The organism is Amycolatopsis sp. AA4 (genome assembly GCF_002796545.1).
GTDB lineage: Bacteria > Actinomycetota > Actinomycetes > Mycobacteriales > Pseudonocardiaceae > Amycolatopsis.
The window spans coordinates 3656062-3681432 of the sequence record NZ_CP024894.1 but is presented as its reverse complement, the minus strand read 5'-3'; the positions used below and the strand labels follow the sequence as shown (position 1 = coordinate 3681432).

23 protein-coding genes are annotated in these 25371 nt (G+C 70.3%); 9 read left to right on the top strand and 14 right to left on the bottom strand.

Annotation, left to right across the window (positions count from 1 at the left end; genetic code table 11):
• Positions 1 to 29: 29 nt before the first annotated feature.
• From CU254_RS17205 to CU254_RS17185, 5 genes are read right to left on the bottom strand one after another with little or no spacing between them, the layout of a single operon-like run.
• On the bottom strand, positions 30 to 434 hold the full coding sequence (locus CU254_RS17205; RefSeq protein WP_009077801.1) for a hypothetical protein: 405 nt from the start codon (positions 432 to 434) through the stop codon (positions 30 to 32).
• Positions 431 to 1369, bottom strand: a complete 939-nt coding sequence (locus CU254_RS17200) for a metallophosphoesterase (RefSeq protein WP_009077798.1) — start codon at positions 1367 to 1369, stop codon at positions 431 to 433. The genes CU254_RS17205 and CU254_RS17200 overlap by 4 nt, the downstream gene beginning before the upstream one ends.
• Positions 1366 to 1773 carry a cupredoxin domain-containing protein gene (locus tag CU254_RS17195; protein ID WP_009077796.1) on the bottom strand — a complete coding sequence of 136 codons (408 nt, stop codon included), beginning with the start codon at positions 1771 to 1773 and terminating at the stop codon, positions 1366 to 1368. The genes CU254_RS17200 and CU254_RS17195 overlap by 4 nt, the downstream gene beginning before the upstream one ends.
• A gap of 38 nt (positions 1774 to 1811) precedes the next feature.
• Positions 1812 to 2498, bottom strand: coding sequence for a ubiquinol-cytochrome c reductase iron-sulfur subunit (locus tag CU254_RS17190; protein ID WP_009077794.1), 687 nt, complete (start codon positions 2496 to 2498; stop codon positions 1812 to 1814).
• Positions 2495 to 3076, bottom strand: a complete 582-nt coding sequence (locus tag CU254_RS17185; RefSeq protein ID WP_037713956.1) for an RNA polymerase sigma factor — start codon at positions 3074 to 3076, stop codon at positions 2495 to 2497. The genes CU254_RS17190 and CU254_RS17185 overlap by 4 nt, the downstream gene beginning before the upstream one ends.
• A gap of 114 nt (positions 3077 to 3190) precedes the next feature.
• Here CU254_RS17185 and CU254_RS17180 point away from each other — a divergent pair, with 114 nt between their 5' ends.
• Entirely contained in the window at positions 3191 to 4462 is a 1272-nt protein-coding gene (locus CU254_RS17180) for a vanadium-dependent haloperoxidase (RefSeq protein WP_009077791.1), read from the top strand.
• Positions 4463 to 4535: 73 nt separating this feature from the next.
• Here CU254_RS17180 and CU254_RS17175 read toward each other — a convergent pair whose 3' ends face one another.
• The 4 genes from CU254_RS17175 to CU254_RS17160 all read right to left on the bottom strand — a co-directional run bounded on the left by CU254_RS17175 (position 4536) and on the right by CU254_RS17160 (position 11432).
• Positions 4536 to 5387, bottom strand: coding sequence for an ATP-grasp domain-containing protein (locus CU254_RS17175; protein ID WP_009077790.1), 852 nt, complete (start codon positions 5385 to 5387; stop codon positions 4536 to 4538).
• Between the two features lie 168 nt (positions 5388 to 5555).
• Entirely contained in the window at positions 5556 to 7385 is a 1830-nt protein-coding gene (gene murJ / locus CU254_RS17170) for a murein biosynthesis integral membrane protein MurJ (protein WP_037713954.1), read from the bottom strand.
• Positions 7386 to 7714: 329 nt separating this feature from the next.
• Positions 7715 to 8407: a hypothetical protein gene (locus CU254_RS17165; RefSeq protein WP_009077786.1), complete on the bottom strand. Its 693-nt coding sequence runs from the start codon at positions 8405 to 8407 to the stop codon at positions 7715 to 7717.
• A 61-nt stretch (positions 8408 to 8468) separates the two neighbouring features.
• Positions 8469 to 11432, bottom strand: a complete 2964-nt coding sequence (locus CU254_RS17160) for a glycoside hydrolase family 3 protein (RefSeq protein ID WP_037713952.1) — start codon at positions 11430 to 11432, stop codon at positions 8469 to 8471.
• A 314-nt stretch (positions 11433 to 11746) separates the two neighbouring features.
• Here CU254_RS17160 and CU254_RS17155 point away from each other — a divergent pair, with 314 nt between their 5' ends.
• The 6 genes from CU254_RS17155 (at position 11747) to CU254_RS17130 (ending at position 18236) form a co-directional block, all read left to right on the top strand.
• A complete protein-coding gene (locus CU254_RS17155; RefSeq protein WP_009077783.1) occupies positions 11747 to 12754 on the top strand; it encodes a LacI family DNA-binding transcriptional regulator in 1008 nt (335 codons plus the stop codon).
• Between the two features lie 53 nt (positions 12755 to 12807).
• Entirely contained in the window at positions 12808 to 14043 is a 1236-nt protein-coding gene (locus CU254_RS17150) for a sugar ABC transporter substrate-binding protein (protein WP_009077781.1), read from the top strand.
• The gene (locus CU254_RS17145; RefSeq protein WP_009077779.1) at positions 14040 to 14978 is read left to right on the top strand and encodes a carbohydrate ABC transporter permease; all 939 of its coding nucleotides are present in this window, start codon (positions 14040 to 14042) and stop codon (positions 14976 to 14978) included. The genes CU254_RS17150 and CU254_RS17145 overlap by 4 nt, the downstream gene beginning before the upstream one ends.
• Positions 14975 to 15784, top strand: a complete 810-nt coding sequence (locus CU254_RS17140; protein ID WP_009077777.1) for a carbohydrate ABC transporter permease — start codon at positions 14975 to 14977, stop codon at positions 15782 to 15784. The genes CU254_RS17145 and CU254_RS17140 overlap by 4 nt, the downstream gene beginning before the upstream one ends.
• An 18-nt stretch (positions 15785 to 15802) precedes the next feature.
• Positions 15803 to 17803: a TIM-barrel domain-containing protein gene (locus CU254_RS17135; RefSeq protein ID WP_009077776.1), complete on the top strand. Its 2001-nt coding sequence runs from the start codon at positions 15803 to 15805 to the stop codon at positions 17801 to 17803.
• A 151-nt stretch (positions 17804 to 17954) separates the two neighbouring features.
• Entirely contained in the window at positions 17955 to 18236 is a 282-nt protein-coding gene (locus CU254_RS17130) for a colicin immunity domain-containing protein (protein WP_009077774.1), read from the top strand.
• Between the two features lie 138 nt (positions 18237 to 18374).
• Here CU254_RS17130 and CU254_RS17125 read toward each other — a convergent pair whose 3' ends face one another.
• The 3 genes from CU254_RS17125 to CU254_RS17115 all read right to left on the bottom strand — a co-directional run bounded on the left by CU254_RS17125 (position 18375) and on the right by CU254_RS17115 (position 22287).
• The gene (locus tag CU254_RS17125; RefSeq protein WP_009077772.1) at positions 18375 to 20144 is read right to left on the bottom strand and encodes a dihydroxy-acid dehydratase; all 1770 of its coding nucleotides are present in this window, start codon (positions 20142 to 20144) and stop codon (positions 18375 to 18377) included.
• A 145-nt stretch (positions 20145 to 20289) separates the two neighbouring features.
• On the bottom strand, positions 20290 to 21102 hold the full coding sequence (locus CU254_RS17120; protein ID WP_009077770.1) for an oxidoreductase: 813 nt from the start codon (positions 21100 to 21102) through the stop codon (positions 20290 to 20292).
• Positions 21103 to 21105: 3 nt separating this feature from the next.
• Positions 21106 to 22287 carry a cytochrome P450 gene (locus CU254_RS17115; RefSeq protein WP_009077769.1) on the bottom strand — a complete coding sequence of 394 codons (1182 nt, stop codon included), beginning with the start codon at positions 22285 to 22287 and terminating at the stop codon, positions 21106 to 21108.
• 174 nt (positions 22288 to 22461) lie between these two features.
• Between CU254_RS17115 and CU254_RS17110 the strand changes: the two genes are divergently transcribed.
• The gene (locus tag CU254_RS17110) at positions 22462 to 23148 is read left to right on the top strand and encodes a helix-turn-helix domain-containing protein (RefSeq protein WP_009077768.1); all 687 of its coding nucleotides are present in this window, start codon (positions 22462 to 22464) and stop codon (positions 23146 to 23148) included.
• Positions 23149 to 23482: 334 nt separating this feature from the next.
• Here CU254_RS17110 and CU254_RS44130 read toward each other — a convergent pair whose 3' ends face one another.
• The gene (locus CU254_RS44130) at positions 23483 to 23734 is read right to left on the bottom strand and encodes a hypothetical protein (RefSeq protein WP_234392834.1); all 252 of its coding nucleotides are present in this window, start codon (positions 23732 to 23734) and stop codon (positions 23483 to 23485) included.
• Between the two features lie 137 nt (positions 23735 to 23871).
• Between CU254_RS44130 and CU254_RS44125 the strand changes: the two genes are divergently transcribed.
• Positions 23872 to 24057: an NIPSNAP family protein gene (locus tag CU254_RS44125; RefSeq protein ID WP_009077767.1), complete on the top strand. Its 186-nt coding sequence runs from the start codon at positions 23872 to 23874 to the stop codon at positions 24055 to 24057.
• Between the two features lie 12 nt (positions 24058 to 24069).
• Here the strand turns inward: CU254_RS44125 and CU254_RS17090 are convergent, their stop codons facing one another.
• Entirely contained in the window at positions 24070 to 25326 is a 1257-nt protein-coding gene (locus tag CU254_RS17090; protein ID WP_009077766.1) for an activator-dependent family glycosyltransferase, read from the bottom strand.
• Between the last annotated feature and the right edge of the window lie 45 nt (positions 25327 to 25371).

The following is a 25371-nucleotide window of genomic DNA, read 5'->3' as shown; positions in this document are numbered from 1 at the left end:
CAAGCGCTCCCCTGCGCGAAAACTCGGGATCAGCTCAGAAAATGCCGATATCCTCCGCGCGCCGTCCGCGTGGCTCGGCGCACCCGGTAAACCGTCACCGCGACCAGGAGAAGCACCGCGGCTTCCGCCAGGACGCTCAGCAAAGCCTCCGGCGCGGGCTCGAAACCCCGTTCCGAAAAGCCGAACAACCCGGTCGTCCGCGAAAGCACGAAGCCCGCCAAGGATCCCGCCGCCAGCGCGGCCGCCGCCAGCCGCAGCAGGAAGGGACCGCCCAGAGCCACCAGTACGGCCACCGCGAACGCCGCGGACGCCTGAATCAGGAACGACGGCCCGATCACCGGGATCACGCGATAGCCACCGACGTACAGCTGCGCGTGGAGATAGCCGCTCGCCGCGAGGCATACCGCTGTCGCGAGGCGGAGAACGGTGTTCATGCCAGCTTCACGTCCTTCACCGCCAGGCCCGGCCCGCCCGGGCGGTAGGACACCTCGCGGATGCCGAGCGCGTCCTTGAGCTTGCCCGCGGGCAGCGTCACCGGCGTCGGCGCCGGCCGGGATCCCGGCTGGGGCAACGGATACGCGGTCGTCGTCGCGCTGTGGAAGGTGATGTTGCCTTCGGTCTTCGTGAACAGCTGGTGCACGTGCCCGTTGAGGCACGTCACCGACGAGAACCGCCGCAGGTACGAGAGCGCCTGGGTCGCGTCGTCGGTCCCCCAGCCCCACGTCGGGTACATCGCGAACAGCGGGATGTGGCTGAACACGACGATCGGCGTGTCCGAACCGAGCTTCGCGACGTCCTTGCGCACGAACTCCAGCTGGTCCGGACCCAGGTGGCCGAGCTTTTCCAGGCTCAAAGTGTTGACCAGCGCGATGAAGTGGACGCCCTTGACGTCGAAGCTGTACCAGCCGTCGCCCGCCGTGCCCGCGCCGAACGCCTTGCGGTACTTCTGGCCGGCGTCGTCGATCGAGTCGTGCTCGCCGGGCACCGTGGACACGTGCCCGGTGTCGAGAGTGCTCATCATCTGCTTGACCTGGTCGAACTGGGCGGCCGTCGACAGATGGGTCAGGTCGCCGGTGTGCATGACGAAGTCCGGGCGGTACCCGAGCGTGTTGATTTGCGTGATGGCGTCGGTAAACGACGCCTCGACGGCGGTGTTCGCGGGCCCGGTGAAGCCGAGGTGGCTGTCGCTGATCTGAACGAACCGCAGTGCGTTCGGGTCGTCGACGGCAGCGGCGTCGCCCGGCGCGGCGATCCGGCTGATGACTTCGCCGCCGGTGACGGTCAGGACCACCGCGGCGCCGAACCACGCCGTGTGGCGCAGGAGCTGGCGCCGGGTCATGCCCTCCGGGCCGGGGTCGTCTTCGGTCACGGGGTCACCGTCACGGTCGCCGTCATGAACGGATGGATGGTGCACAGGTACTCGAACGTGCCCGGCGTGCTGAACGTGTACTGATAGGACTGTCCGGTTTGGAGGGTCGGCGACCGTAGCGGGCCGCCGGAACCCGTGCTGGTGACGGTATGCGCGTCTTGGTCCTGGTTGGTCCAGGTGACGGTGGTGCCCTTCTTCACCGTCGTCGCGGCGGGCGCGAACGCGAAGTCCTTGATGGCCACGGCGTTCGCCGTCGAGTTCGCGGCCGCGGGTGGCGACGGCGGCTGCGTCATCCCAGGCATCGACGCCATGGGTGTGGCGGCGGGCGGCGGTGCCGCAGGAGGCGACGCGGCGCAGGCCGTCAACGCCAGCGCGGCTGCGGTGACGAGCAGGAAGTGTTTCACCCCAACGGATTTCCTCATACCAGGAATACGCGCGGGGGTTACGCTCCCTCGCCCGGCACCAAGACCTCGACGACGCCGCCGGACTCGCGCACCACCAGGTGCGGCAGCGGCGGCGGAGTCACCGGCAGCTGATGCGTGAGGACCGCGCCGTCGACGGCGAACGACGTCCGGTGGCACGGGCAGTTCAGCCGCCGGGCCGGCGCGTCCAGGTTCAGCCGGCAGCCGAGGTGCGTGCACGTCGCCGAAACCGCGCGCACCTGCCCGCCGGAGCGCTGCACGAACCCGGCGACGGCCCCGAAATCGAACGGCAGCACGCCGCCTTCGGGCAGGTCTTGGGCCGCGACAACAGCTCGCCACTGGCCGTTCTCGGGGCGCAGGGTCTGCTCTTCCGGGGGCGCGGCGGCCGGTTCGGCCCCGGACGTCACCAGGTACTCGACGCCCGCGCCCGCCGCGGCCGCCACCGCGGCGGCCGAGGACACCTGGATGAACCGGCGCCGGTTGCCGCCCCGGACGGGCTCGGGTTCGGGTTCGCGCAGCTCCTGCGCGAGCCGGCGGTGCAGCGCGGCGACGAACTCCTCGCTCGCCGCCGCACCGCCGGGCCGGGCGGCGCGCAGCAGCACCGCGGTCCGCAGCTCCGCCTCATCGCCGGGACCGGCCGCGAACGGGCGCGGCCGACGTCGGCGCAGGAGGTCCTTGACGAACCGGCGGACGCCTCGAGTGCTCACGTCTCCATCCCTTCCGCCAGCTGGGCCGCCTGGCGCAACGCGCGGTGCTGCAGCACCTTCGCGTTGCCGACGGTGGTGCCCAGCTCTGCCGCCGCCTCCTTCAACGAGCAGGCCTGCAGGAACCGCAGGCGCAGGATCCGGCCGTAGCGCTCGGGCAGCTGCGCGAGGATCGCCTCGGCGCGGGCGAGCACGCCCGGGTCGACGGTGTCCGCTTCGAACGCGGCGATGTCGCGCTCCTCGTCCAGGGCGGTGATCTCCCGGCCGAGCGTGCGCCGCCAATGCCCGGCCAGCACCGTCCGCGCGGTGGCCAGCAAGTACGCCCGGACCTCGCCGACGCTTGCCGAGACCCGCAGCGGCCGCAGCGCCGTCAGGAAGACCTCCGTGGTGAGGTCCTCGGCGTCGGGCCGGTTGCCGACCTTCGAGAACATCAGCCGGAACACGCGGTCGACGTTGTCGCGGTAGACCGCCTCCCAGTCCGGGTAGACGTCCGCGCCGACCGCGTGCAGCCGCGCGCGAGGCACCGCGCCCGCTTCGTCCTGTTCGGCGCGTCTGCGCCGGAACCGCTGTGCCACCGGCACCGCCCGCCTTCTCCCCACCGGACTCTTCCCGCCACCAGAGGGATACGCACCGGGGTTACGCCGTAACCGAAGACCGTATCCGTGAGCGGAGTTCCCGACGACCCGAGGAGCGAAATGACCGCATCGATGTCACGCCGGCACCTACTCGCCACCGGCGGGGCGGCCGCCGCCGTCCTCGCCGCCACCGGCCTGCCCCGGCCCGCCGCCGCGGCGACGCCGATCCGGCCGGGCGGCGCGGACGTCGTCCTCGCCTGGAACCGCGAGCTGCTGGCGATCGTGCGCACGCCCGGCCTCCAGCCCGCGACCGTGCACCCGACGCGCAGCTTCGCGCTAATGCACGCAGCGATGTACGACGCCGTCGTCGCGACGACCAACAGCGGGCGTCCGTACCTGTTCACGCTCGATGTCCGAGGCCCGGCGGCACCGGAAGCGGCGGCAGCACAGGCCGCGCACGACGTCCTGGCCGCGCTCTACCCCGCCCGATCCGCGGAATTCGCGCGCCTGCTGACCGGGCAACTGACCGGCATTCCGCCAACCCCGCGTGACGGCGGCGTACGAGCTGGGCGTCTGGTGGCCCGGTTGCTCCTCGGCCTGCGCGCGGACGACGGCTCCGCAGCGGTCCCGCCGGTCCTGACGCCGGGCACGGCCCCCGGGCAGTACCGGCCGACGCCGCCCGCGTTCGCGTCCGCGGTGTTCACCCACTGGCCCGCCGTGACGCCGTTCGTGCTCGACCGGGCCGGGCAGTTCCGGCCCCGCCCCTACCCCGCGCTGGATAGCGCCCGGTACGCGAGAGCCCTGAACGAGGTCGCCGCGACGGGCCGGGACACGAGCACAACGCGCACCGCGGACCAGACCGTGCAGGCGCGGTTCTGGGCGGCGCCGATCTGGAACTACTGGAACGAGATCGCACAGTCGGCCGTCGGCGGTTCGCGCAGCAACCTGCTCGTCGCGGCCCGGGTGTTCGCACAGCTGAACCTGACCTTCGCCGACGCCGTGATCGCGTTCTACGAAGCGAAGTACCACTACCGGATCTGGCGACCGATCACCGCGATCCGCCTCGCCGCCGACGACGGAAACCCGGCGACGCAAGCGATCCCGGACTGGTCGAGCCTCGCCACCACCCCGGCGGACCCCGCGTACCCCGGCGCGCACAGCGTCGTCTCGCAGGCGGGCGCGCTGGTCTTGAGCCAGGAGTACGGGCCGCGATGGACGCTGAAGGTCACGTCCGAGTCGCTGCCGAACGTGGTCCGGCGGTTCAGTACGTTCCAGGACGCCGCCGACGAAGCCGGGTTGAGCCGCATCGCCGCGGGAGTGCACACCCGGCTCGACCACGACGCCGGTCGGCAGCTGGGCCTGGACGTCGCCGCGTTCGTGTTGCGCTGCTGACCGAGTAAGCGGTTTGGCCCGCGTTCCAACGCTAGCCGCTCTCCACCGGCCCCAGCTCGCCGAATCGTAGTGTTCAGCTTGCGCCGCTCTGAAGCATCGTGATCATCGCTTCCGGCGTGATCGCTTCCGGCCGGTCGCTGACTTGTCCGTCGCCGATCTCCACGACTCGCCATCCGCCGTCCGCTCGCTGGACGAGGTCGACAGTCACGAACGGCAGCCCCAGCGCCGCGACCAGCGGTCGGACCAGGGTGAGGTCGGGGTCGGCGACCGCGGCGCCGGGCGGATTGTCCGGGTGCGGTCCGATGATCCGGCACCGGCCGTCGACCCACCACGTCCGCACCTCATCGGAGGTGAAGTTCTCGAATCCGCGAAGGACGAATCCGCCGACCATGTCCTCCGCGCGCAGCTCCCGGAATCTGCTTGCCACGGCCCAAGATTTCTCCGCGTCGCTCAGCTCGGGGATGAATGCCGCCTCGGTCCAGTAGTGCTTCATGGACTTGGCGTAGTCGCGCAGCACGGCAGGGCCTGGCCCCAAGTCGCTTCGCGCACGGTCGAACGCGGCCCGGTCGTCGCCGACTGTCCACACCGATCGCGGTGTTACCGCTGCCAGGCTGGAGTACCAGCCTGGCAGCTCGTGCGCGCGCCGATACTGTTCGGCGGTGGTGCGCAGGGTGACGCCGCGCTGCGCGAGCGCGTCGGCGAAGGCCGCGTACTGCTCGCTGCGCAGCATCCAGCCGCGGTAGACCGCGTCGTCGCCCGCGGGTACCCGGCACACCGCTTGACGTGCTCCTGCCGAGGTCGCCAACGCGTCGTGGTCGATCAGCGCGACCTCGATCCCCGACGCCCGCGCAGCACTCGCCTCGGCCGCGAAGTGTGCATCGGGACGGCGGGGACGAAGCACATCCGAGGGCACGAGCAGCATCATGACCGCATAGTGCGCGACCCGGCCCGGCGACCGCTACACATTTCCTGCCGTGCGGCCGAGGCGGGATACCGCGAGCCGCGAGGGCATCGGAAACTACGCACGCCCAGCGCCCAGGTACCGGAGCAACTCGAGAAACTTGGCACGCGCGTATCCGAATCGAGCCCCTCGTCACCCCCGCTTCAGCAACCGGCCGAACCTCTTCCTCGCGGGCGCGAGTTCCTCGATCCCCAGCGCCGCCAGCACGCCGAACGACACGGCGAGGCCGACCAGGCCCTGCAGGATCAGCTTGACCCACGCGGTGCCCTTGGCCCCGGCGTCCGGCACGATCCAGCCGACGGCGACGGCCGCCGCGACGCCCAGTGCGCTCGCGACTACCGAGAACAGGATCACCCCGAGCGCGCGTTTGCTGCGCAGGTGGCCGAGGCTCACCCACAACCAGACCTGGCCCAGGATCGCGCCGACCACGAACGTCAGCGAGTTCACCAGCATCGTGCCCAGGACGATGCTGTGCGGGTCCAGCAGCACCGGGCACAGGTACAGCAGCGGGACCTTCACCGCGGTCATCACGACCATGATCAGCGTCGGGGTCCGCGCGTCCTTCATCGCGTAGAACACCCGCAGCTGCAACATGACCAGCGCGTACGGCAGCAGCCCGAACGACGAGATCGCGAGCGCTTCGCCGAGCCGGCCCGCGTCGGCTACCGAGTTCGCGCCGCCGCTGAACAAGGCGACTCCGATCGGCTCGCCGACCACCGTCGTCACCGCGGCGATCGGCACCAGCATCACGGTGGAAATGCGCGACCCGTAGGAAAGATCGGCCACCACCTTGCGGGTGTCGCCGTCGGCCGCGTTGCGGGACAGGCGCGGCATGATCGCGGTCAGCAGGGACACGCCGATCACGCCGTAGGGCAGCTGGAACAGCAGCCAGGCGTTGGAGTAAATGGTCACGCCGCCCGCGTCGCCGCTGGTCAGCACCCGCGTGTTGACGGTGAGGCCGATCAGGCTGATCGCGACGTAGCCGAGGATCCACAGCGCGAGGCCGCCGAACTCCTTCATGCGCTTGTCGATGCCCCACCGCCACTTGAAGCGGAACCCCGTCCGCAGCAGCGGCGGCACCAGCAGCGCCGCCTGCACGGCGATGCCCGTCGTGACGCCGATGCCGAGCACGAGCAGCTTCGGGTCGCTCATCCGCACCGGATCGGTCGAGATCTTGCCGGGCATGAGCATGAACAACGCCAGGGTCGCGATGACGACGACGTTGTTCATCACCGGAGCCCACGCCGTCGGGCCGAAGATGTGCTTGGCGTTGAGGATCGCCGACAGCAGCGCGAACACGCCGTAGAAGAAAATCTCGGGCAGCAGCAGCCGGGCGAACGCGTTGGTCAGTTCGGAGCTGGCGTGTCCGCCTCGGTCCAGGTACAGCGAGGTCAGCGCGGGCGCCGCGAACACCGCGAGGACGGTGCCCAGGCCCAGGACCGTCAGGCCCATCGTGAGCATTCGCTGCGTGTAGGCCGAGCCGCCGTCGGGATCGTCCTGCGACCGCACCATCAACGGGACCACGACGCTGCTCAGCACGCCGCCGAGCAACAGCTCGAAAACGCTGTTCGGCAGCGTGTTGGCGATGTTGAACGAGTCGTTCTCCACGCCGGTGCCGACCGCCCACACGAGCATGATCTTCCACAGGAAGCCGGTGATCCGGCTGACCAGCGAGGCGACGGCCATCTTCCCGCTGGACTTCGCTATCGACGGCGGGATCGCCTTCGGCTCGACGCGCGGCGGGCGCTCGGTGACGTCACGCCTCGGGCGATCGGGGCGCGGCGCAGGCGGCGCACCGCCGGGCAGCCGCGGCAGCATGCGAGTGGCGAGGGAATCGTACGGGCGCAAGGCATCCGGGTCGGCGACCGGCCACTTGGTATTCGCCGGCACGCCGCCGACGCGCGGGATGAACACCGTGGCGTCGGGATCGTCCGGCGCCAGCGGCGGGGCGCCGAAGGGCATGCTGTTCTGGCCGCGTTCCTGAAGCCACGGCCGGATCGGCGGCCGCCGCGGCGGGGGCGGCTGCCGGCGAGGATCGGCCGCCTCCGGCGGGAGAGGGCGGGGGCGTTGGTCAGGCGCCGGACGCCGCGTGAGGCGTTCGGGTGGCCGCCCCGGGTCTTTGTTCAACGTGTGCCCATCGCCGACGGTCGATTCGCTCCCCCAGCGTAGTCAGTTCGCGCGCGCCGGTGGTCGATCCGTCGGCAGATCGGGATCCCGTCGCGTCCGGCGCCGGGCACAAGACTGGAGAGGGGATGCCGCCGCGGGTACCGGCACCTCGGCGGCATCCCGGTTCAGGAGGCCGACACCGAGTAGCTGCCGACGGTGAAATTCGACCCGCCGGGCGACGAGGTGATCTCGAAGCCGAACTGCACCTCGCCGAGCGTGACGTCGCCGTACCAGCCTCGTGCCTTGATCCAGTTGAGGACGGCCAGCACGTCCACCCGTCCGGAGTCGGTGTTCGAGGTGCGCACGAACGAGAAGACCGCGTTGCTGCCGTTCGAGCCCCGGTAGACGTCCCAGGTGTGGCCGCCCACGCTGACCGTGGTCTGCCGGGTGCCGAGCGGGCCGACCGCGCCCTGTTTGTTCATCCAGAGCATGATCTCGTAGGCGTTGTTGCCCGCCCAGATGTCGTACGCGGTTTCGTAAGCGCCGCTGCCGGGCCGGTTGACGGCGAAGGCGCTGGTGACGCTGCTCAGGGAACTCAGCGTCCGGCCGACGTTCTTCGCCGAGTGCGGGTAGGACTTGATCCCGCCGGTGCCGGGGTGGTCGGCCCAGACTCCGAAATTGCCGCCGGAGTTCGCCCAGATCGTCTGCGGCCCGGCTCCGCTGCCCCACACGTCGTTGCGCACGGTGTAGCCGCCGTTGGACCAGGTCGCCCATTTGTCCGAAGAGGACCAGACCGCGGCTTCCGCCACCCCCGCCGTCGTCGCCACCGCAGCGGCGGCCAGTACTGCTGCGAGAAGAGAACGCACTGCCTTGTGCATCGATTCTCCTTCCGTTTCCGGGCCGGGCGGCCCGGTCGCCGGGGTCGGCCCCGGCGAGCCCTCAGGACCCCAGTGCGAACGACGACACCGTGACCGGTCCGTCGAAGGTCAGGTAGACGTCGTGCCGTCCCGCCGCCGGTGCGAGCGCCGCCGTCGCCGTAGTGAAGGAGTACTTGTCGCCGGTGCTGTTCACGACGGCCGTGCCGAGCACCCGGCCGCGGACCGGATCGTCCAGCCGGACGGTGATCCGCGCCGTCCCGCTGTCCGCTTTGGACACCTTCGCGGTGAAAACGGTCCTGCCGGGCCGCAGCAGAGCGTCGCGGTAGGAGACCCAGCTGCCCGCCGTCGCGGCAACGGAGGTGCCGTCTGTCTTCGCGGTGTCGGTCAGCGTCACGCCTTGGTAGCCGTCGAAATTCTCCGCGAGCGTCGGCTGCGTGAGATCACGCGGCGGAATACGCTCGCCGGGCACGTACACCGGCACCGATCCGGTGATGTCCGTGGCGGAGCGGCCGACCGCGAAGTCGTACACCCCCGCTTCGACGACCGACCGGTTCCGCGTCACGTCCCAGAACGCGAGGTCGGCGGTCTTGACCGAGAGCCGGACCGTCTTCGTCTCCCCTGGTGCCAGCGCGACGCGGTCGAACGCCCGCAGTTGCTTCAGCGGTTGCGCCGCTCGCGAGGCACGGGCGCTCGAGTACAGCTGCACGACGTCGGTTCCCGTCCGGGCTCCGGTGTTGGTGACGTCCACATCGACGGCGACCGTGCCCGGCGCGGTCTGCACCGGACGGGGCTTGCCGTACCGGAAGCTCGTGTAGCTCAGCCCGTACCCGAAGGGGTACAACGGTTTCCCGGTGTAGTACTGGTAGGTCATGCCGGTCTTCGCGATGTCGTAGTCCAGCATGGACGGCAGGCCGGCGTCGGAGGCGTACCAGGTCTGGGTCAGCCGCCCGCTCGGGTCGTGGTCGCCGAACAGCACGTCGGCGACGGCGTGCCCGGTCTCTTGCCCGGCGTGCGTGGTCCACAGGATCCCCGGCGCGGACTGCGCGTCCCAGCCGGTGGTCGGGTAGCTGTTCTCCACGACGACGACGGTGTGCTTGTTCGCCTTCTGCACGGCCTCCACCAGCGCCTTCTGCGCCGGGGCCAGCTCGGTGCCGGTCCGGTCGTCCGCTTCCCGGCCGTTGATGAACGGCATGCTGCCGACCACGACCACCGCGGTGTCCGCGCCCTTCGCCGCGGCGACCGCGCTGTCCGCTCCGCTGGAGACGACGTCGCGGCCGAATTTCGTCGCGCCCGCGACGTCCGGCGAGCCGATCGTCAGCACGCCGTCCGCACCGACCACGGCGAACCGGTTCTTCCCGAACCACGGCTCGTTCACCTCGTTGCCCGCGTACTCGAGCACGTAGCTGCCGTCGGGCTGCGGGTCGAGTTTGAGCTGCTGCTGGACGTACCAGCCGTTCGGCTGCGCGGCGTTGTTCACCAGTGCGCCGCCGGAGTAGCCGAGGTACTTGCCGTTCGCGACGGTGCGCAGCGTGTTCTTGCCCGCGCCCCAGTCGAATACGTCGAACGACTGCGCGGGCCCGGCGGTGGCGGCGCCCTCGGCGAGTTTGCCGCCCGCCGGATCCGTCGACGCGGTCAAGTACTTGCCCGTAGCGAGGTTCTTCAGCGCGATGCGGTCCACGCCCTCGCTCGAAGCGACGGCGCCGACCCGTTCTTTGACGGCCTGCAGCGGCGTCACCCGGTACGGCATCGTGCCGCTGTACCAGTCCTCGTACAGGGTGTCCGACAGCGGCCCCACGACCGCGATCTTGCCTTGCGTCGTGAGCGGGAGGGCGTGGTTTTCGTTGCGCAGCAACACAACCTGTTCGTCGGCGGCCTTGCGCGCCAGCGCGCGGTGCTCCGGCGAATCGATCACCGCCGGGGTGATCTTCTCGTACGGGTTGCGTCCCGGCGGGTCGAACTCGCCGAGGCGGAATCGCAACGACAGCAGGTGCCGGTCCGCGCGTTCGACGTCGGCGACGGTCAGCAGCCCCTTCGCCAGCGCCTCCTTCACCGCGCCGGCGGTGATCGAGCCGTTGGTGTCGTTGTCCGTGAAGCTGTCCAGCCCGGCCTTGATCGCCGCGGCGTCGGCTTCGGCCTGAGTTCCGTAGTATTTCTCGGAATTCGCCAGGTTGGTCGGCGCTCCCGCGTCGGACACGACCGCGATGTCCCGCGGCGCCCACTGCCGCAGCGCGCCGTTCAGGTCCGGACTGACCGTGTTGGGCCTGCCGTTGACCAGGTTGTAGGACGGCATCACGGCGTTCGCCGCGCCCGCGGCCAGCGCGGGCTTGAACGCCTGCTGGTCGTAGTCGTGCAGGATCTTCGGCGGCACGGACGAATTGCTCGTGGTCCGGTCGGTTTCGTTGTTGTAGGCCAGGTAGTGCTTGAGCGTCGGGGCGGCCCGCAGGTACCGCGGGTCGTCGCCCTGGACGCCGCTGCCGTAGGCCACCGACATCCGGCCGGTCAGGTACGGGTCCTCGGAGTATCCCTCCTCGTTGCGGCCCCAGCGCGGGTCGCGCAGCAGGTTCACCACCGGCGCCCAGAGATTCAGCCCCCACACCGACGGGTTCTCCGCGTGGTGCCCGCGGGCTTCCTGCCCGACCGCGGCGCCGACCTGCTTGATCAGCGCCGGATCCCACGTCGAAGCCAGGCCGAGCGCCTGCGGGAACACCGTCCCCTTCGCGGACACCACCGCGCCGCCGCGGTCGTAGTCGGTCGACCAGGCGACGCCGTGCAGCGCCTCGGTGCCGGTCTTGAACATGCCGATGCCCAGCCGCGGGATCGCGGGCTGGTACTGGTGCAGCAGCGAAACCTTCTCGTCCAGGGTCAGCCGCGAGACCAGGTCGTCGATCCGGGCGTCCAGCGGCAGCGACGGATCGCGGAACGGCGGCGGCGGGGCGGCGAGCGCCGGGACCGGCGTCGCGACCAGCAGCGCGGCCGCCGCCAGCAGCACGCCGCGGCGGACGCGGCGCGCGAAGTAGGCACACATCGGTGGGGGCCTCCGGGAAAGTTGTCGAATCGGTTCGACTCAGGGATTCCGAGGGATTGCGAGACAAATCCGGATGCCGACGACTATCGCAGGACGACCGCGAAGGGGTCAAGGCTCGCCCGCCGATTTCGACCACCCGCCGCTGAGCTGGGGCAACGTCCTATTCACGGCATTCGACAAATTCGACAGAGGAAGCTGATCGCGGAATCGAATTCGACGGCCCGCCGAGGCGGAAATGCCGCTTGCGCACACCGCATTCATCGCATACTTTCGTCGACTGTCGATGCGCTTCGACGAACCGCCGAGGAGGCTCCGTGGTCACGATCAACGACGTCGCCGCCGTCGCCGGCGTCGCGCCGAGCACCGTGTCGTACGTGATCAGCGGCAAACGCGCGATTTCCCCGAAGACCCGCCGCCTGGTCGAGGACACCATCCGCAAGCTCGGCTACCACCCGCACGCCGGCGCCCGGGCGCTGGCCAGCAGCAAGACCAGCGTGCTGGCCCTGGTCGTGCCGCTGCGCACCGACACGAACGTCGCGGTCGTGATGGAGTTCGTCGCCTCGGCGGTCACCGCCGCCCGCGCCTACGACCACGACCTGCTGCTGCTGACCACCGACGAAGGCCCCGCGGCGCTGCGCCGGGTGGTTTCCTCGGCCATCGCCGACGCGGTCATGGTGATGGACGTCGAGGCGGCCGACCCGCGCGTGCCGATGCTGCTCACGCTCGACCGGCCGGTGGTGCTCATCGGCGTCCCGGACCACCCGGGCGGGCTGAGCTGCGTCGATCTCGACTTCGCCGCGGCCGGCGAGGCGAGCGTGGGCCACCTCGCCGATCTCGGGCACCGGCGGATCGCGCTGGTCGGGCCCGGCCCGGAGGTCTACGAGCGGGGCACCAGCTACGCCACCCGGTTCATCCGGGGCTTCACCGCCGAGGCCGCCCGCCGCGACGTCGAGGCGACCACGACGGCGTGGCCCGCCGCCTACCACCACGGCGGCGGCCTCGACGACTTCTTCGCCCGGAACCCGGACGCGACCGGGCTCGTCGTGCACAACGAAGCCGCGCTGCCCGGCCTGCTGGCGGACCTGCGCTACCGCGGGGTGCGAGTGCCCGAGGACCTCTCGGTCGTCGCGGTCTGCCCGGACAGCATGGCCGTGCACTACCCGATTCCGCTGACCAGCATCGCCATCCCGGCCCGCGAGGTCGGCACGCTCGCCGTCGAAACAGTCATGCGCCAGCTCTCCGGCCAGAGCACGAACGAAACCCGGTTGCTCGCCCCGAAACTGGCCGTGCGCGCCAGCACCGCCCCGCCGGCCCACCACTGACCCCCCTCCCTCACCGCCGTACCCCTCCCCGCCCGTTCAAAGGAGAACCCGCCATGACCCGTGCCCGTTTGCGCCTGCTCGCCGTCGCCGGGGCGGCCGCCGCCGGACTGTCAGCCGCCTGCTCCCCCGCCCCGCCCGGCGGCGCCGGTCCGGACGCGCCGGCCGCGACGTCGATCACCGAACTGGACTACTACGCCGACGAACAGGGCTCCGCCGCGTGGCAGAAGGTCCTCGACGGATGCGCGGCCCAGACCGGGATCAAGATCGACCGGCAGAAGGTGCCGACCGCGCAGTTGCTGCCGAAGGTGCTGCAGGGCGCGAGTTCGAAGACGCTGCCGAACCTGATGTTCACCGACAACCCGACGCTGCAGCAGGTCGCGTCCACCGGCGCGCTCACGCCGCTGACCGACTACGGCATCTCCACCGACGGCTACTCCCCGGGCATCGTGAAGGCCGGGACCTACCAGGACAAGGTCTACGGCCTCGCGCCGGGCGTGAACGGCCTCGCCCTCATCTACAACAAGGACTTGCTGCAGGCCGCGGGCGTCGAACCGCCGAAGACGTGGGACGAGCTGAAGGCTGCCGCGGCGAAGCTGACCAAGGACGGCAAGTACGGACTCGCGTTCTCCGCGATCGCGTCGGAAGAGGGCACCTGGCAGTTCCTGCCGTTCTTCTGGAGCAACCGTGCCGAACTGTCCCGATTGGACAGTCCACAGGCGACTCAAGCGCTGCAGTTCGTCACCGACCTGGTCAAGTCCGGCTCGGCGTCGAAGTCGGTCCTGACGTGGAACCAGAACGACGTCGCCGACCAGTTCGTGGGCGGCAACGCGGCGATGATGATCAACGGCTCCTGGAACCTCGCCCGCCTCGACGAGCAGAAATCCCTGCACTACGGCGTCGTGCCGATCCCGGTCCCGCAGGCGGGCGCCCAGCCGGTGGTCGCACTCGGCGGCGAGGTCGGCGCGATCCCCGCGACCGGGGCGGCCGGGCAGCGCGCGGCGGGCAAGGTGCTGTCCTGCATCCTGTCCGAACCGGTGATGCTGGAATGGAGCAAGGCGCACGCCTACGTCCCGTCCAAGACCTCGGTGGCGCAGAAGTTCGCGGCCGAGCAGCCGTCGATGCAGGCCTTCGCGAACGAGGTCGGCGCCGCCCGGTCCCGTACCGCGGAACTCGGCGACAAGTACCCGAAGGTCTCCCAAGCGATCGCTGACGCGCTCCAGGCCGCGCTGACCGGCACAAGCTCGCCGGCCGACGCGCTGAAGACCGCCCAGCAGGCGAGCGGATCGTGACGGTCAGCGCCGCCCCGTCGCTCGCCGCACCGCGGGCGACCGGCCGGGCCCGGCCCCGAGACCGGTTCGTCGCCTGGGCGTTCCTGCTGCCCGCGGTGGCGTACGTGGTCGTGTTCTTCGGCTACCCGCTCGCGGCGAATCTCGTGATGAGCACGCAGGACTACACGGTCAAGTCGTTCTACACCGGCGAAGCGCCGTTCGTCGGCTTCGCCAATTACGCCGCCGTTTTCCGGAATCCCCTGTTCCCCGCGTCCGCGCTCAACACAGTGCTGTTCACGGCCGGGTCGCTGGTGTTCCAGTTCGGCATCGGCCTCGCGCTCGCGGTGTTCTTCAACAGCCGTTTTCCGGGCAGCACCGTGCTGCGCTCGCTGCTCCTGCTGCCCTGGCTGCTGCCGCTGGTGGTCAGCGGCGCGGCCTGGCGGTGGATGCTCGACACCGACCACGGCGTCGTCAACGCCGCGCTCGGCCTCGTCGGCATCGGCCACGTGCCGTGGCTGTCCAGCACCGGCTGGGCGCTGCCCGCGGTGATCCTGGCCAACATCTGGATCGGCATCCCGTTCAACCTGGTCATCCTGCACGGCGGCCTCCGGGCGATCCCCGCTTCGCTCTACGAAGCCGCCGCGCTCGACGGCGCCAACGCGTGGCAGCGCTTCCGCTACGTCACCTGGCCGCAGCTGCGGCCGGTCACCGGCATCGTGCTCATGCTCGGCCTCGTCTACACGATCAAGGTGTTCGACGTGATCATGGTCGTCACCGGCGGCGGGCCGGCCAACGCCACCCAGACCCTGACCACGTGGTCGTATCAGCTGTCCTTCCACGATTTCGCGTTCGGGCAGGGCGCCGCCGTCGGCAACATCCTCATCCTGGTCGCCACCGTGTTCGGGCTGCTCTACCTGCGCTCGGCCAAGGCCACGCTCGGGGAGACGGCCGCATGACCGCCCGGCTCAAAACCGCCGTCGGGATCGTGCTCGTGGCGATTCTGCTGTTCCCGCTCTACTGGATGGTCAACGCCTCGCTGCAGCCCAGTGGCGCCCTGCTGAAGCCGAATCCGGACTGGGTGCCGATCGGCGGCACCCTCGACGGGTACCGCAACGCCCTCGGCTCCCAGGGCGGGCACCTCGTCTCCAGCGTGATCATCGCGCTCGGCACCGTGCTCGTCTCCCTCGCCGTCGCGCTGCCCGCGTCCTACGCGCTGGCGCAGCTGAAGACCCGCGGCGGCCCGGTGTTCGTGTTCGTGCTGCTGATCGTGCAGATGATCCCGGGCATCGTGATGGCGAACTCGCTGTACACCGTGTTCAGCAACCTGGGTCTGATCGACAACTACCTCGGCCTGATCCTCGCCGACTCCACCGCGACGATCCCGTTCTGCGTGCTGCTGCTGCGGGCCTTCATGATCTCCGTGCCCAAGGAGCTGACCGAAGCGTCCCGGATGGACGGGGCGGGGTACTGGCGGACGTTCTTCTCGATCATCCTCCCGGTCAGCCGCAACGCCGTCCTCACCGCGGCGCTGTTCGCGTTCCTGTTCGCCTGGGCGGACTTCCTGTTCGCCGTCACGCTCACCACCGGCCAGGGGTTCGAGCCGATCACCGTCGGCATCTACCGGTTCGTGGGCAACCAGTCCGCCGACTGGAACTCCGTCATGGCCACCGCCGTTCTCGCCTCCGTTCCCGCCGCCGTCCTGCTCGTCGTGGCCCAGCGGTACGTCACCGCCGGGCTGACCAGCGGCGCCGTCAAGGACTGAATCCTCCCTAGGAGCCCCATGATCACCGTGACCGGAGACGGCCGCGCACTCGAAGTCGCCATCCGCCACGAAGTCCTCCGCCTCGAACCCTGGGGCGCGGACAGCCTGCGCGTGCGCGCCGGACGGCACGACATCCTCGAGGACATCCCGGGGGCGCTGCTTCCGCCCAAGCCGGTCCCCGCGGAGGTCACCGCGTCCGACCGCCGGGGCGTCGTCGTCAACGGCGACATCACCGGCATCGTCGAAGTCATCGACACCGACACCGGCATCGACGCCGTCGTCCGGTTCGTGCGCACCGCGACCGGCGAGGAACTCCTGTCCGAGCAGCGCGCGCACTTCTGGTGGCCGGGCGCGCGGCTGTTCCTGCCGTCGGCCAACGGCTACGGCCGGCTCGAACAGCGCTTCGCCGCCTACGACGACGAGCGGATCTACGGACTCGGCCAGCGCACCCATGGCCGGCTCGACCACAAAGGACTGGTGCTGGACCTGATGCAGCGCAACGCCGAGGTGTCGGTGCCGTTCCTGCTTTCCTCGCGCGGGTACGGATTTCTCTGGAACAACCCGGCGGTCGGACGGGTCGAGTTCGCCGTCAACGGCACGCGCTGGGTGGCCGACGACGCCCGGCAGATCGACTACTGGATCACCGCCGGACCCGACCCCCGCGCGATCCTGTCCCGCTACGCCGACGCGACCGGCCACGTCCCGATGCTCCCGGAGTGGGCGGCCGGTTTCTGGCAGTCGAAACTGCGCTACCGCAGCCAGGACGAACTGCTGTCCGTCGCCCGCGAATACCGCCGCCGAGGGCTTCCCCTGTCGGTGATCGTCGCCGACTTCTTCCACTGGACCCACCTCGGCGACTGGCGGTTCGACCCGGCCGAATGGCCCGATCCGGCCGGGATGATCCGCGAACTGGACGCGCTCGGCTTCAAGCTGATGGTCTCGGTGTGGCCGACGGTCAGCCCGCTGTCGGAGAACTACCGGCATATGCACGAGCACGGCCTGCTCGTCGGCACCGACCGCGGCGTCCCGTTCCACGCTCCGTGGAAGGACAAGGGCTTCGGCGCCGAAATGCCGGTCGCCTACTACGACGCGACCAACCCCGAGGCGCGGCGGTTCGTCTGGGAGAAGATCAAGGAGAACTACTACGACCTCGGCGTGCGGGCCTGGTGGCTCGACGGCGACGAACCGGAACTGCAGCCCGGCCACCCGCACAACCTGAGCCTGCGCGCCGGTCCCGGCAGCGAGGCCGCCACGCTGTACCCGCGGGCCCACGCCCAGACCTTCCACGACGGCATCACCGGCGAGGGCGACGACGAGGTCGTCCTGCTCAGCCGCTCGGCCTGGGCGGGCAGCCAGCGCTACGGCTCGGCGGTGTGGTCCGGCGACATCGCCCCGACCTGGGAATCCCTGCGCGCCCAGGTCCGCGCCGGGCTCAGCCTCGCCGTCGCCGGGATCCCGTGGTGGACCACCGACATCGGCGGCTTCCACGGCGGCGACCCGGACTCGCCGGAGTACCGCGAACTCGTCGTCCGCTGGTTCCAGTACGGCGTGTTCTGCCCGCTGTTCCGCCTGCACGGCTTCCGCGATCCCCGCACCGAATTCGGCCCGGACATGACCGGCGGCCCCAACGAAGCCTGGTCCTACGGCCCGGAAGCGCTCGAACTGATCGAAAAGTCGCTGCGGCTGCGGGAAACCCTCCGTCCCTACCTGATGCGGCAGATGCGGATCGCGCACGAACGGGGCATCCCGCCGATGCGGCCGCTCTTCGTCGACTTCCCGGACGACCCGGCCGCGTGGACCGCCGACGACCAGTTCCTCCTCGGCCCGGACCTGCTGATCGCCCCGGTCCTGACGGCGAGCGCGACGGTCCGCACGGTGTACTTGCCCGCCGGGACGTCGTGGACCGACGCGGCCACCGGCGAAACCCGGCCCGGCGGGACGACAGTCGAGGCGCCGGCGCCGCTGGATCGGATTCCGGTGTTCGTTCGGGAGGGGGCGGACAACCCGCTGCGTTCTTGAACGCTTGGGGTCAGTATCCGCGCCCGCGGGAAGCTCTGACCGTCCATGGAGGACTGTCAGGGCTTCCCGATGCCCTACCGTGGACCGCGGGCCATCCGTTGCTTTGCCTTCTGACCAGGTTTTGTCTCCCGGAACGAGAAGCTGACCACCCATGCGCGACGCGGACGACTACGGCGAGCTGATCGAGCGATTCGTCGACGGCGGGATCGATGCTGGCCAGTTCGAGCAGCGGTACCTCGACCTGATGAAGAACGACGAGACGCTGCACCCCGAGGACGTGTTCGCCGTCCTTGACGAACTGTTCTCCGAGGTCGACGAATATTTCGTCTCGCCGGAGGCTTCGGTAGCAGAGCGCCGGGACCGGGACGAAGCGTTGCGCGAGCGTGCCGCCGCCGCGCTGGTGCGCCTGCGACGGCTCGGCGTGCTCGAATAGCGCCCCGACAAATGGCGGCCTCCCTGGGACGCACCTCGTCGAGCGCGACCAAGCGGATGTCGTCGCCGAGCCGGTACAGCAACAGACGGGCCATTCCGATGCCGACGGCGCTGCCTGGTGCTCACCGGCTCCGCCGAGTCAGGAACCCGCCTCCACCATCCCCGCTCCGTTGATCGCCGGGGTCGCCAGTGCGCGCATGCGGCGGAGCAAACGAGACGTCACCGGACGCACCAGCGGATGCACCCCGCCGTTCGCCTCGGCCGCCTGCTGCCACTTCGCGAGGCGCGCCTCGTGCACCGCACCATCGGCCAACTCGACACACTCGAGAGTGTCAGTGTTCAGGTCCACGACGATCGTGTCGCCGTCTTCCACGAGGGCGATCGGGCCGCCGAGGGCGGCTTCCGGGCCGACGTGTCCGATGACCAGGCCGACGGATCCGCCGGAGAACCGGGCGTCGGTCATCAGGGCGATCGAGATGCCTTTCCTCCGGCACAGCGCGGTGATGCGGGAGGTCGGGTCGAGCATCTCGGGCATGCCGGGCGCGCCCCGCGGGCCTTCGTAGCGGATGACGACCATGTCCCGGTCCGCGAACTCGTCCGGCGTTTCGACGAGCGCCCGCAGCAGGGCCTGCTCGCTGTCGAAGACGCGCGCCCGCCCCTCGAAGCGGCCGTCGACGACGCCGGTTTCGACTCCGGCCAGCTTGATCACCGCGCCGCCTTCGGGGGCGAGGTTGCCCGACAGCAGGCGCAGGCCGCCAGTCGGCTTGAACGGGTCGGCGACCGGGAAGATCACCTGCCGGTCCGGAGCGGGCGGGGCGAGTCGCTCGATCTGCTCGGCGAGCGTCTCGCCGGTGCAGGTCAGGGTGGAGCCGTCGAGCAGGTCGTGCCGGAGCAGTTCCGCGACGACTGCCTGCAGGCCGCCGGAAGCGTCGATGTCCACCATGCTGTACTGCCCGAACGGCCGCGCGTCGACGAGCACCGGGACGGTCCGGGAGAGCCGGTTGAACTCCTGCTGCGTCATGACCTCCGACCAGAAGTCGAGACCGGCCGCGCGGGCGATCTCCGGCGCGTGCAGGACGACATTCGTCGAGCCGCCCAGCGAGATCGCCACGACCGCGGCGTTGCGGAACGCGGCCGGGGTGGCCAGCTGGCGCGGCGTGATCCCGCGCTGCGTCATGATTTCCAGGCAGTCCACGATCTGCTCGGGGAATTCCTCGACCCGGCGCGGATCCTCGGACGCGGGCGACACCATGTGCAGCGGCTCCAGGCCCAGCACCGCGATGAAGGACTGCATCGTGTTGTACGTGAAGATCCCGCCGCAGCTGCCGTGCCCGGGACACGCGTTGCGCGCCCACCGCTCGCGTTTCGCCTCGTCCGGGTCCCCGGCGACCTGGAAGCAGCTGACCAGGTCGATCCGCTCCCCCGTTTCGGGATCAGTGCCCGGGCGGATGGACCCGTCGGAAAGCACCACGGCGGGCACGTCGCGCTCCAGGATCGCCGCGGTGGCGCCGACCGGGGGCTTGTCGCACGCCACGACGGCGACCGCTCCCCGGATCTCGCTGCCCTCGAAATGCAAGGACAACCCGTCGTTCGTCGTCTCGCGGCCGATCAGCGAGTACCGCATCTGCGGCGTGCCGTTGCGCTGGCCGTCCGAAATCCCGCCCGAGTAGTTCGGGGCCAGCAGCCGGACGGGCAGGTCGCGTTCGGTGATCCGGCGCGCGAGAGCCTGGTGGATCGCCTCGACCTTGTCCGTGACGCCGAGGTAGCAGACGCTGTCCCCCAGGGTGCCGACGACGCCCCACGCGTCCCCGTGGATCTTCTCCACGTCCTGGCCCAGCGACCGGGCAGTGGCCACCGCCTGGCAGTCCTGGCCCGGACGCCACACGTCCCGGCGGCTCGACTCGTCCATCAGCTCTCCCGTCTTCGACCGCGATCGCCCCCATCGTCGCAGATCCGGTCCGGCGCGCAGCTCGGGCGGGGCGGCGGAACGCGACGGCCCCGGGCCTGAGCGGGATCGGCCGGAAGCTTCTCCCGGCGCGCCGCCACGACGATTCCTACCGGATCGAGCGGGTGACCAGTTCGTCGAACTCGCGGTCCGGCAAGGTCCGGTTCAGCTTCAGCAGCTGCTCCGCGTGCAGCCCGACGGCGTACCGGGTCTCCGGCGGATCGGCTTCCACCGCCTGTCGGATGGCCTGGGCGACGACAGCGGGAGCAGAACCGTCCGAGAGGCCGGTTTCGGCTTGGCTCGCCATCTTCTCCACCATTGCCGCGTACGGACCCCGGCCGGAGTACTCCCGCAGTTGCGCCGCGGTCCGGTCTTCGAATTCGGTCTTGATGATGCCGGGCTGGACGACCACGACCTCGATGCCGAACGGCCGGACTTCCATGCGCAGCGTGTCGGAATACGCCTCGAGCGCGTGTTTCGAGGCGTAGTACCAGGCACCGAACGGGAGGCTGATCTCCCCGCCGATGGACGAGACGTTCACGATGCGGCCCGACTCTTGGGCGCGCATCGCGGGCAGCACCAGCTGGACGAGCCTCGCGGGCGCGAACACATTGACCTGGAACTGGTCGCGGGCCGCGTCCAACGGGACCTCCTCGGCCGCGCCGTGCAGCACCGTCCCGGCGTTGTTGATCAGGACGTCGATCCGACCCTGTTCCTCGAGGACAGTGCGGACGACGCGGGCCAAATCCGCCTCGCTGCGGGCGTCCATCGCCAGCGGGTGTCCGCCCGCGGCGCGCAGTTCCTCCATTTTGGACACTCGGCGCGCGGCTCCGTAGACGACGTAGCCGGCTTGCCGCAGTTCCAGCGCGGCGGCACGGCCGATTCCCGCCGAGGCACCGGTGATCAGGCACACTTTGGACACGGTTCAGTCCTCCCAGGCGACGGGCAGCTGGTGCACGCCGTAGATGAGCATGTCGTCGCGCACGGCGATCTCCGCGGCGGGAGCGGCGAGGCGCAGCGAGGGGAATCTGGTCAGCAGAGCGGGCAACGCGACCCGCAGCTGGACGCGGGCGAGTTGCTGGCCGAGGCATTGGTGGATGCCGTGGCCGAAGGCGACGTGCCCGCTGGACTTCCGGCGCAGGTCGAGTTTGTCCGGCGCGGGAAAGCGCGCGGGGTCGTGGTTCGCGGCGGGCACCGAGATGGTGACCGACTCGCCCGCGGCCACGTGTTCGCCCGCGAGTTCGACGTCTTCCAGCGCGGTGCGCACGGTGAACGGGATAATGCTGAGATAACGCAAAAGTTCTTCAACCGCGTTGTCGGCCAACTCCGGTTCACTGCGCAGAAGCGCGAGCTGGTCGGGGTGTTCGAGCAGAGCGAAGACGCCCAGCGCCAGCATGTTCGTGGTGGTGTCCAGCCCGGCGCCCAGCAAGGTGAAGCCGATGTTGACCAGCTCGATGTCGGTGAGATCGCTGCCGGTCAGGTCGCCGAGCAGATCGTCGGCGGGGGCTTTTCGCTTGGCCGCCACCAATTCGCCGATGAACCCGTGGACCGCGGCGTAGGCAGCGCCGGTTTCTTCGGGAGTGTTGTCGAGCCGGAACAGCTTGAGCGCCTGCTGCTGGAAGCGCTCCCGCTCGGCGTAGGGAACCCCGAGCAGTTCGCAGATCGTCTGCGCCGGCAAGGGTTGTGCCAAGGCCGGGACCACATCGGCCGGGCCGCCCTGTTCGGCCATCGCGTTCAGGCAATCGTCCGCCACGGCCTGAATCCGCTCGGTCAGCCGGCGCATCCGGCGGACGGTGAACTGTCCGGCGAGCAGCCGCCGGTACCGGGTGTGCTCGGGGGCGTCCATGCTGCCGAACATCCCCGGCGGCGCGGGCTGAGCGCTGCCGGGAGCGCCGGGGATCGGCAGGTGCCGCACTTCCGCTCGCGCGCTGAACCGGGGGTCGGCCAGCACTTCGCGGGCCAGCGCGCGTCCGGTCACCAGCCATCCGACGTGCCCGTCCGGGTAGTCCAACCGGCTCAGCGGACCTTTCTCGCGCAATGCGGCCAGCCCCGGCGGCGGGTCGAACGGCTGGCCTGCCGGTCGCTCGGTCGGCAGTGTCCTGGTCATCGCCAGCTCCCTTCCCGTGAACCTCTTGCGGGAAACGCTAGAACGATGTTTTATCGAGGTGCAAACGACCAATCTGCATATCCGCAGGCAGTGGGCAGATTAACGATGCACTGACCTGCCGCTGAACGCACCGCGTGCAGTCCAGGGCGAGCAACGAGGACGGAGAACGACCAGATGCCCTCCGGCAGGTTGAGCTACCCGGAACGACAGCGCGTCGCCGCCGGGTTGGCGGACGGGCTGAGCTACGCCGAGATCGGCCGTCGGCTGGGCAGGCCGAAGTCGACGGTGATCCGCGAGGTCGCCCGCAACGGCGGTGCGCACGATTACCGGGCCGACCGCGCCGAGCAGGCCGCCCGGCGGCGGGCGCGTCGCCGGGCTCCCGCTCCGTCCGCCGCGCCGCCGCCCCGGACCGCGGCCGACCCGCGAACCCGCAGCGACTTCGAGACGCGGTTCGCGCAGATGGCCACCCAGACCGGGATGCCGTCGATGATGGCGCGCGTCCTCATCTGCCTGTTCACCGCCGAGTCGGGCAGCCGCACCGCGACCGACCTCGCCGCCCGGCTGCGCGTCAGCCCCGCGTCGGTCTCGAAGGCGGTGGCCTGGCTGGAAGAACGGGGAATGCTGCGGCGCGAGCGGGACGGCCGCCGCGAGCGTTACCTCATCGACGACGACGTGTGGCAGCGGGCGTGGCTGGCCAGCATGGAAGGCATGGCGCAGTGGGCGGATTTCACCCGCCAAGGCGCCGAACTGTTCGGCGGCGACACCGTGGTCGGCACCCGGCTCCGCACGACCAGCCGCTGGCTTCAGCACATCCGGCAGGACATGGTCGACGCCGCCGAGCATTGGCGCAATCGCCCTTGACCTCGAAAGACAATCCGTGCGGGCCGGTTGGGACCACAATGGACGAACTGGCCGCCGATCCGCACAAGCTGGGCCACGAAGAACCGGAACCGGGAATCCATCGCCTGCGCCGGGAACCTGGGTTCGGCATCGGCCGGTGGACCTGTCTGGTCCGGTGAGCCTGAGCCACCGGCTCGCGAACGTCCCCGTGCTGGCGCATTCCGCGGACCGGCAGTGAGTGCGGACGCTCTGACCGGGGCGACCGCGCCGACTGACGCGAAGGGCGTGGTGCGGCACTACATCGCATGGGTCGACGGCACGAACGACCGTCTCGGGTAAACTCTCGCTGCCCGGCTCACCGAGACGGGAAGCCCGCCTCCCGGTCACGGAGCTTCCCCGGGTTGTTCGTCAGTACCTGCGCCCGCGAGACGCCCAGGTCGAGCAGGATCGCCGCAGCGGCACCGTATTCGCGCGCGTCCGCCGGTTCGCCCAGCCGCGTGCTGCTGCTCCGGGAGTTCGAGGACGCGGGCGCCCTCGCCGACGAACGGCAGCGGATCCTCGCCAGCTCCGACCCGTTCGGGATCGGCGAGCACTTGGATTCGTTCACCGTCCGCAGCTACGCGCCGTTCCCGTTCGTCCCGTCAGTCCAAACCGGACACTTCGGCGACGTCGACGAATTCCGCACGTACGAACTCAAAGTCGGCGGCTTCCCGAGCGCACCAAGCTCTTTCCGCTCACCCGGCGATGTACGGACTGGACGGCGTCCCGCGGATCACGCACATCTGGCCGTTCCCCAGCCTCGACGCCCGCCTCGCCGTCCGTCGCGAGTCCTACGAGCGCGGGATCTGGCCGCCGGAGAACGGTCCGGAGAACATCGCGCGGGCTACTTCCAGCATCGCCATTCCGACGGCTTTCTCGCCGTTGCATTGAGCAGGTCCGCGGTCACTCCCGGATACCCGCCAGCCGCTCCAGTTCCGGCACGACCTGCGCGGGCGCGGGCACTTCCCGCACCTGCGCCCGCACCTTCTCCGCGGCCGTCGCGAAAGACGGCTCCTCCAGCAGCCGCAGCAGTTGTTCGCGCAGGTGCGCGGCGCTGACCTGCTCGTGCTCCAGCACCAGACCGGCTCCTTGGCCCGCCAGCCGGTCCGCCAAACCCGCCTTGTCCCACATGTTCCCCGGGATCACCAGTTGCGGGACCCCGTGCACCACGGCGTTCCCGATCGTGCCCGCACCGCCGTGGTGGAGGACCGCCGCGCAGGTCGGCAGGAGCGCGTCCAGCGGGACGAAGTCGAGGAGGCGGACGTTGTCCGGCACCGCCGAGGCCGATTCGGCCTGCCGGGCGGTCAGCGTCGCGATCACCTCGACGTCCAGGTCGGCCACCGCGTCGAAGAGGTCGGTGACCGAGAACTGGTCGGTGCCCCACAGGTCGCGCCGGGACATGCCGAGAGTGACGCAGACCCGCCGCCGGGCAGGCGGTTCGGACAGCCACGACGGCACGGTCGACGGGCCGTTGTACGGCACGTGCCGCATCGGGAGATAGTCCGCGCCGACCGGAAACCGGGTCCACGGCGGAAGCGGGTCGAGCGTGCGCTGGCCGAGGACCAGTTCCTCGTCGAAGGCGCAGCCGTACCGTTCCAGCTTGCCCGACAGCCACTCCGCCATCGGATCGGCTCCACCGGCACCGCCCAGCGCAGTGAACAAGTGGCGCATGCGGGCCCAGTGGTCGAGCCCGAAGAGCATCCGGACATGCGCCGCCCCGCTGGCCCGCGCGGCGATCGGGCCCAGGTACGTCAGCGCGTCCCACACCACCAGATCCGGCCGCCACGACCGGGCGAACCCGACGACGTCGTCGACAGCCGCGTCGTGGGCGAGTTCATCCAGCGCGATCGAGCACCACGTCGTGAAGACGCCGCGAACGTAGTCCAGGGTGAGCCGGTCCTCCCGGGTCTCGGTGATGTCGAATTCCCAGTCGAAGACCGTCTTGCCGGCGGGCCGCTCCTGCTCCTTGCCGCCGCCCCCGCCGAGGTTCAGCACCGGCCCCACCGAGACCGCGGGCAGCCCAGCCCGGACGATCGCGTCGGCGAGATCCGGCTGCGCGGCGACCCGGACGTCGTGCCCCGCCGCGCGCAGCGCCCACGCCATCGGCACCAGGTTGTACAGGTGCGCGTTCGCCGCGAACGTCGTGAACAGAACCTTCATCGCACTCTCCCCAGCCTCCGGGCGGTCCGAAACCGGGCAAAACAT

Excerpts from the sequence above, each read along its gene's own strand:
- CU254_RS17160 (WP_037713952.1), bottom strand. The coding sequence starts at position 11,432 with ATGTGTGCCTACTTCGCGCGCCGCGTCCGCCGCGGCGTGCTGCTGGCG.
- CU254_RS17175 (WP_009077790.1), bottom strand. The coding sequence starts at position 5,387 with ATGATGCTGCTCGTGCCCTCGGATGTGCTTCGTCCCCGCCGTCCCGAT.
- CU254_RS17140 (WP_009077777.1), top strand. The coding sequence starts at position 14,975 with ATGACCGCCCGGCTCAAAACCGCCGTCGGGATCGTGCTCGTGGCGATT.
- CU254_RS17150 (WP_009077781.1), top strand. The coding sequence starts at position 12,808 with ATGACCCGTGCCCGTTTGCGCCTGCTCGCCGTCGCCGGGGCGGCCGCC.
- CU254_RS17090 (WP_009077766.1), bottom strand. The coding sequence starts at position 25,326 with ATGAAGGTTCTGTTCACGACGTTCGCGGCGAACGCGCACCTGTACAAC.
- CU254_RS17135 (WP_009077776.1), top strand. The coding sequence starts at position 15,803 with ATGATCACCGTGACCGGAGACGGCCGCGCACTCGAAGTCGCCATCCGC.
- CU254_RS17180 (WP_009077791.1), top strand. The coding sequence starts at position 3,191 with ATGACCGCATCGATGTCACGCCGGCACCTACTCGCCACCGGCGGGGCG.
- CU254_RS17205 (WP_009077801.1), bottom strand. The coding sequence starts at position 434 with ATGAACACCGTTCTCCGCCTCGCGACAGCGGTATGCCTCGCGGCGAGC.
- CU254_RS17115 (WP_009077769.1), bottom strand. The coding sequence starts at position 22,287 with ATGACCAGGACACTGCCGACCGAGCGACCGGCAGGCCAGCCGTTCGAC.
- CU254_RS17110 (WP_009077768.1), top strand. The coding sequence starts at position 22,462 with ATGCCCTCCGGCAGGTTGAGCTACCCGGAACGACAGCGCGTCGCCGCC.
- CU254_RS17130 (WP_009077774.1), top strand. The coding sequence starts at position 17,955 with ATGCGCGACGCGGACGACTACGGCGAGCTGATCGAGCGATTCGTCGAC.
- CU254_RS44125 (WP_009077767.1), top strand. The coding sequence starts at position 23,872 with ATGTACGGACTGGACGGCGTCCCGCGGATCACGCACATCTGGCCGTTC.
- CU254_RS17125 (WP_009077772.1), bottom strand. The coding sequence starts at position 20,144 with ATGGACGAGTCGAGCCGCCGGGACGTGTGGCGTCCGGGCCAGGACTGC.
- CU254_RS17165 (WP_009077786.1), bottom strand. The coding sequence starts at position 8,407 with ATGCACAAGGCAGTGCGTTCTCTTCTCGCAGCAGTACTGGCCGCCGCT.
- murJ (WP_037713954.1), bottom strand. The coding sequence starts at position 7,385 with ATGCCCTTCGGCGCCCCGCCGCTGGCGCCGGACGATCCCGACGCCACG.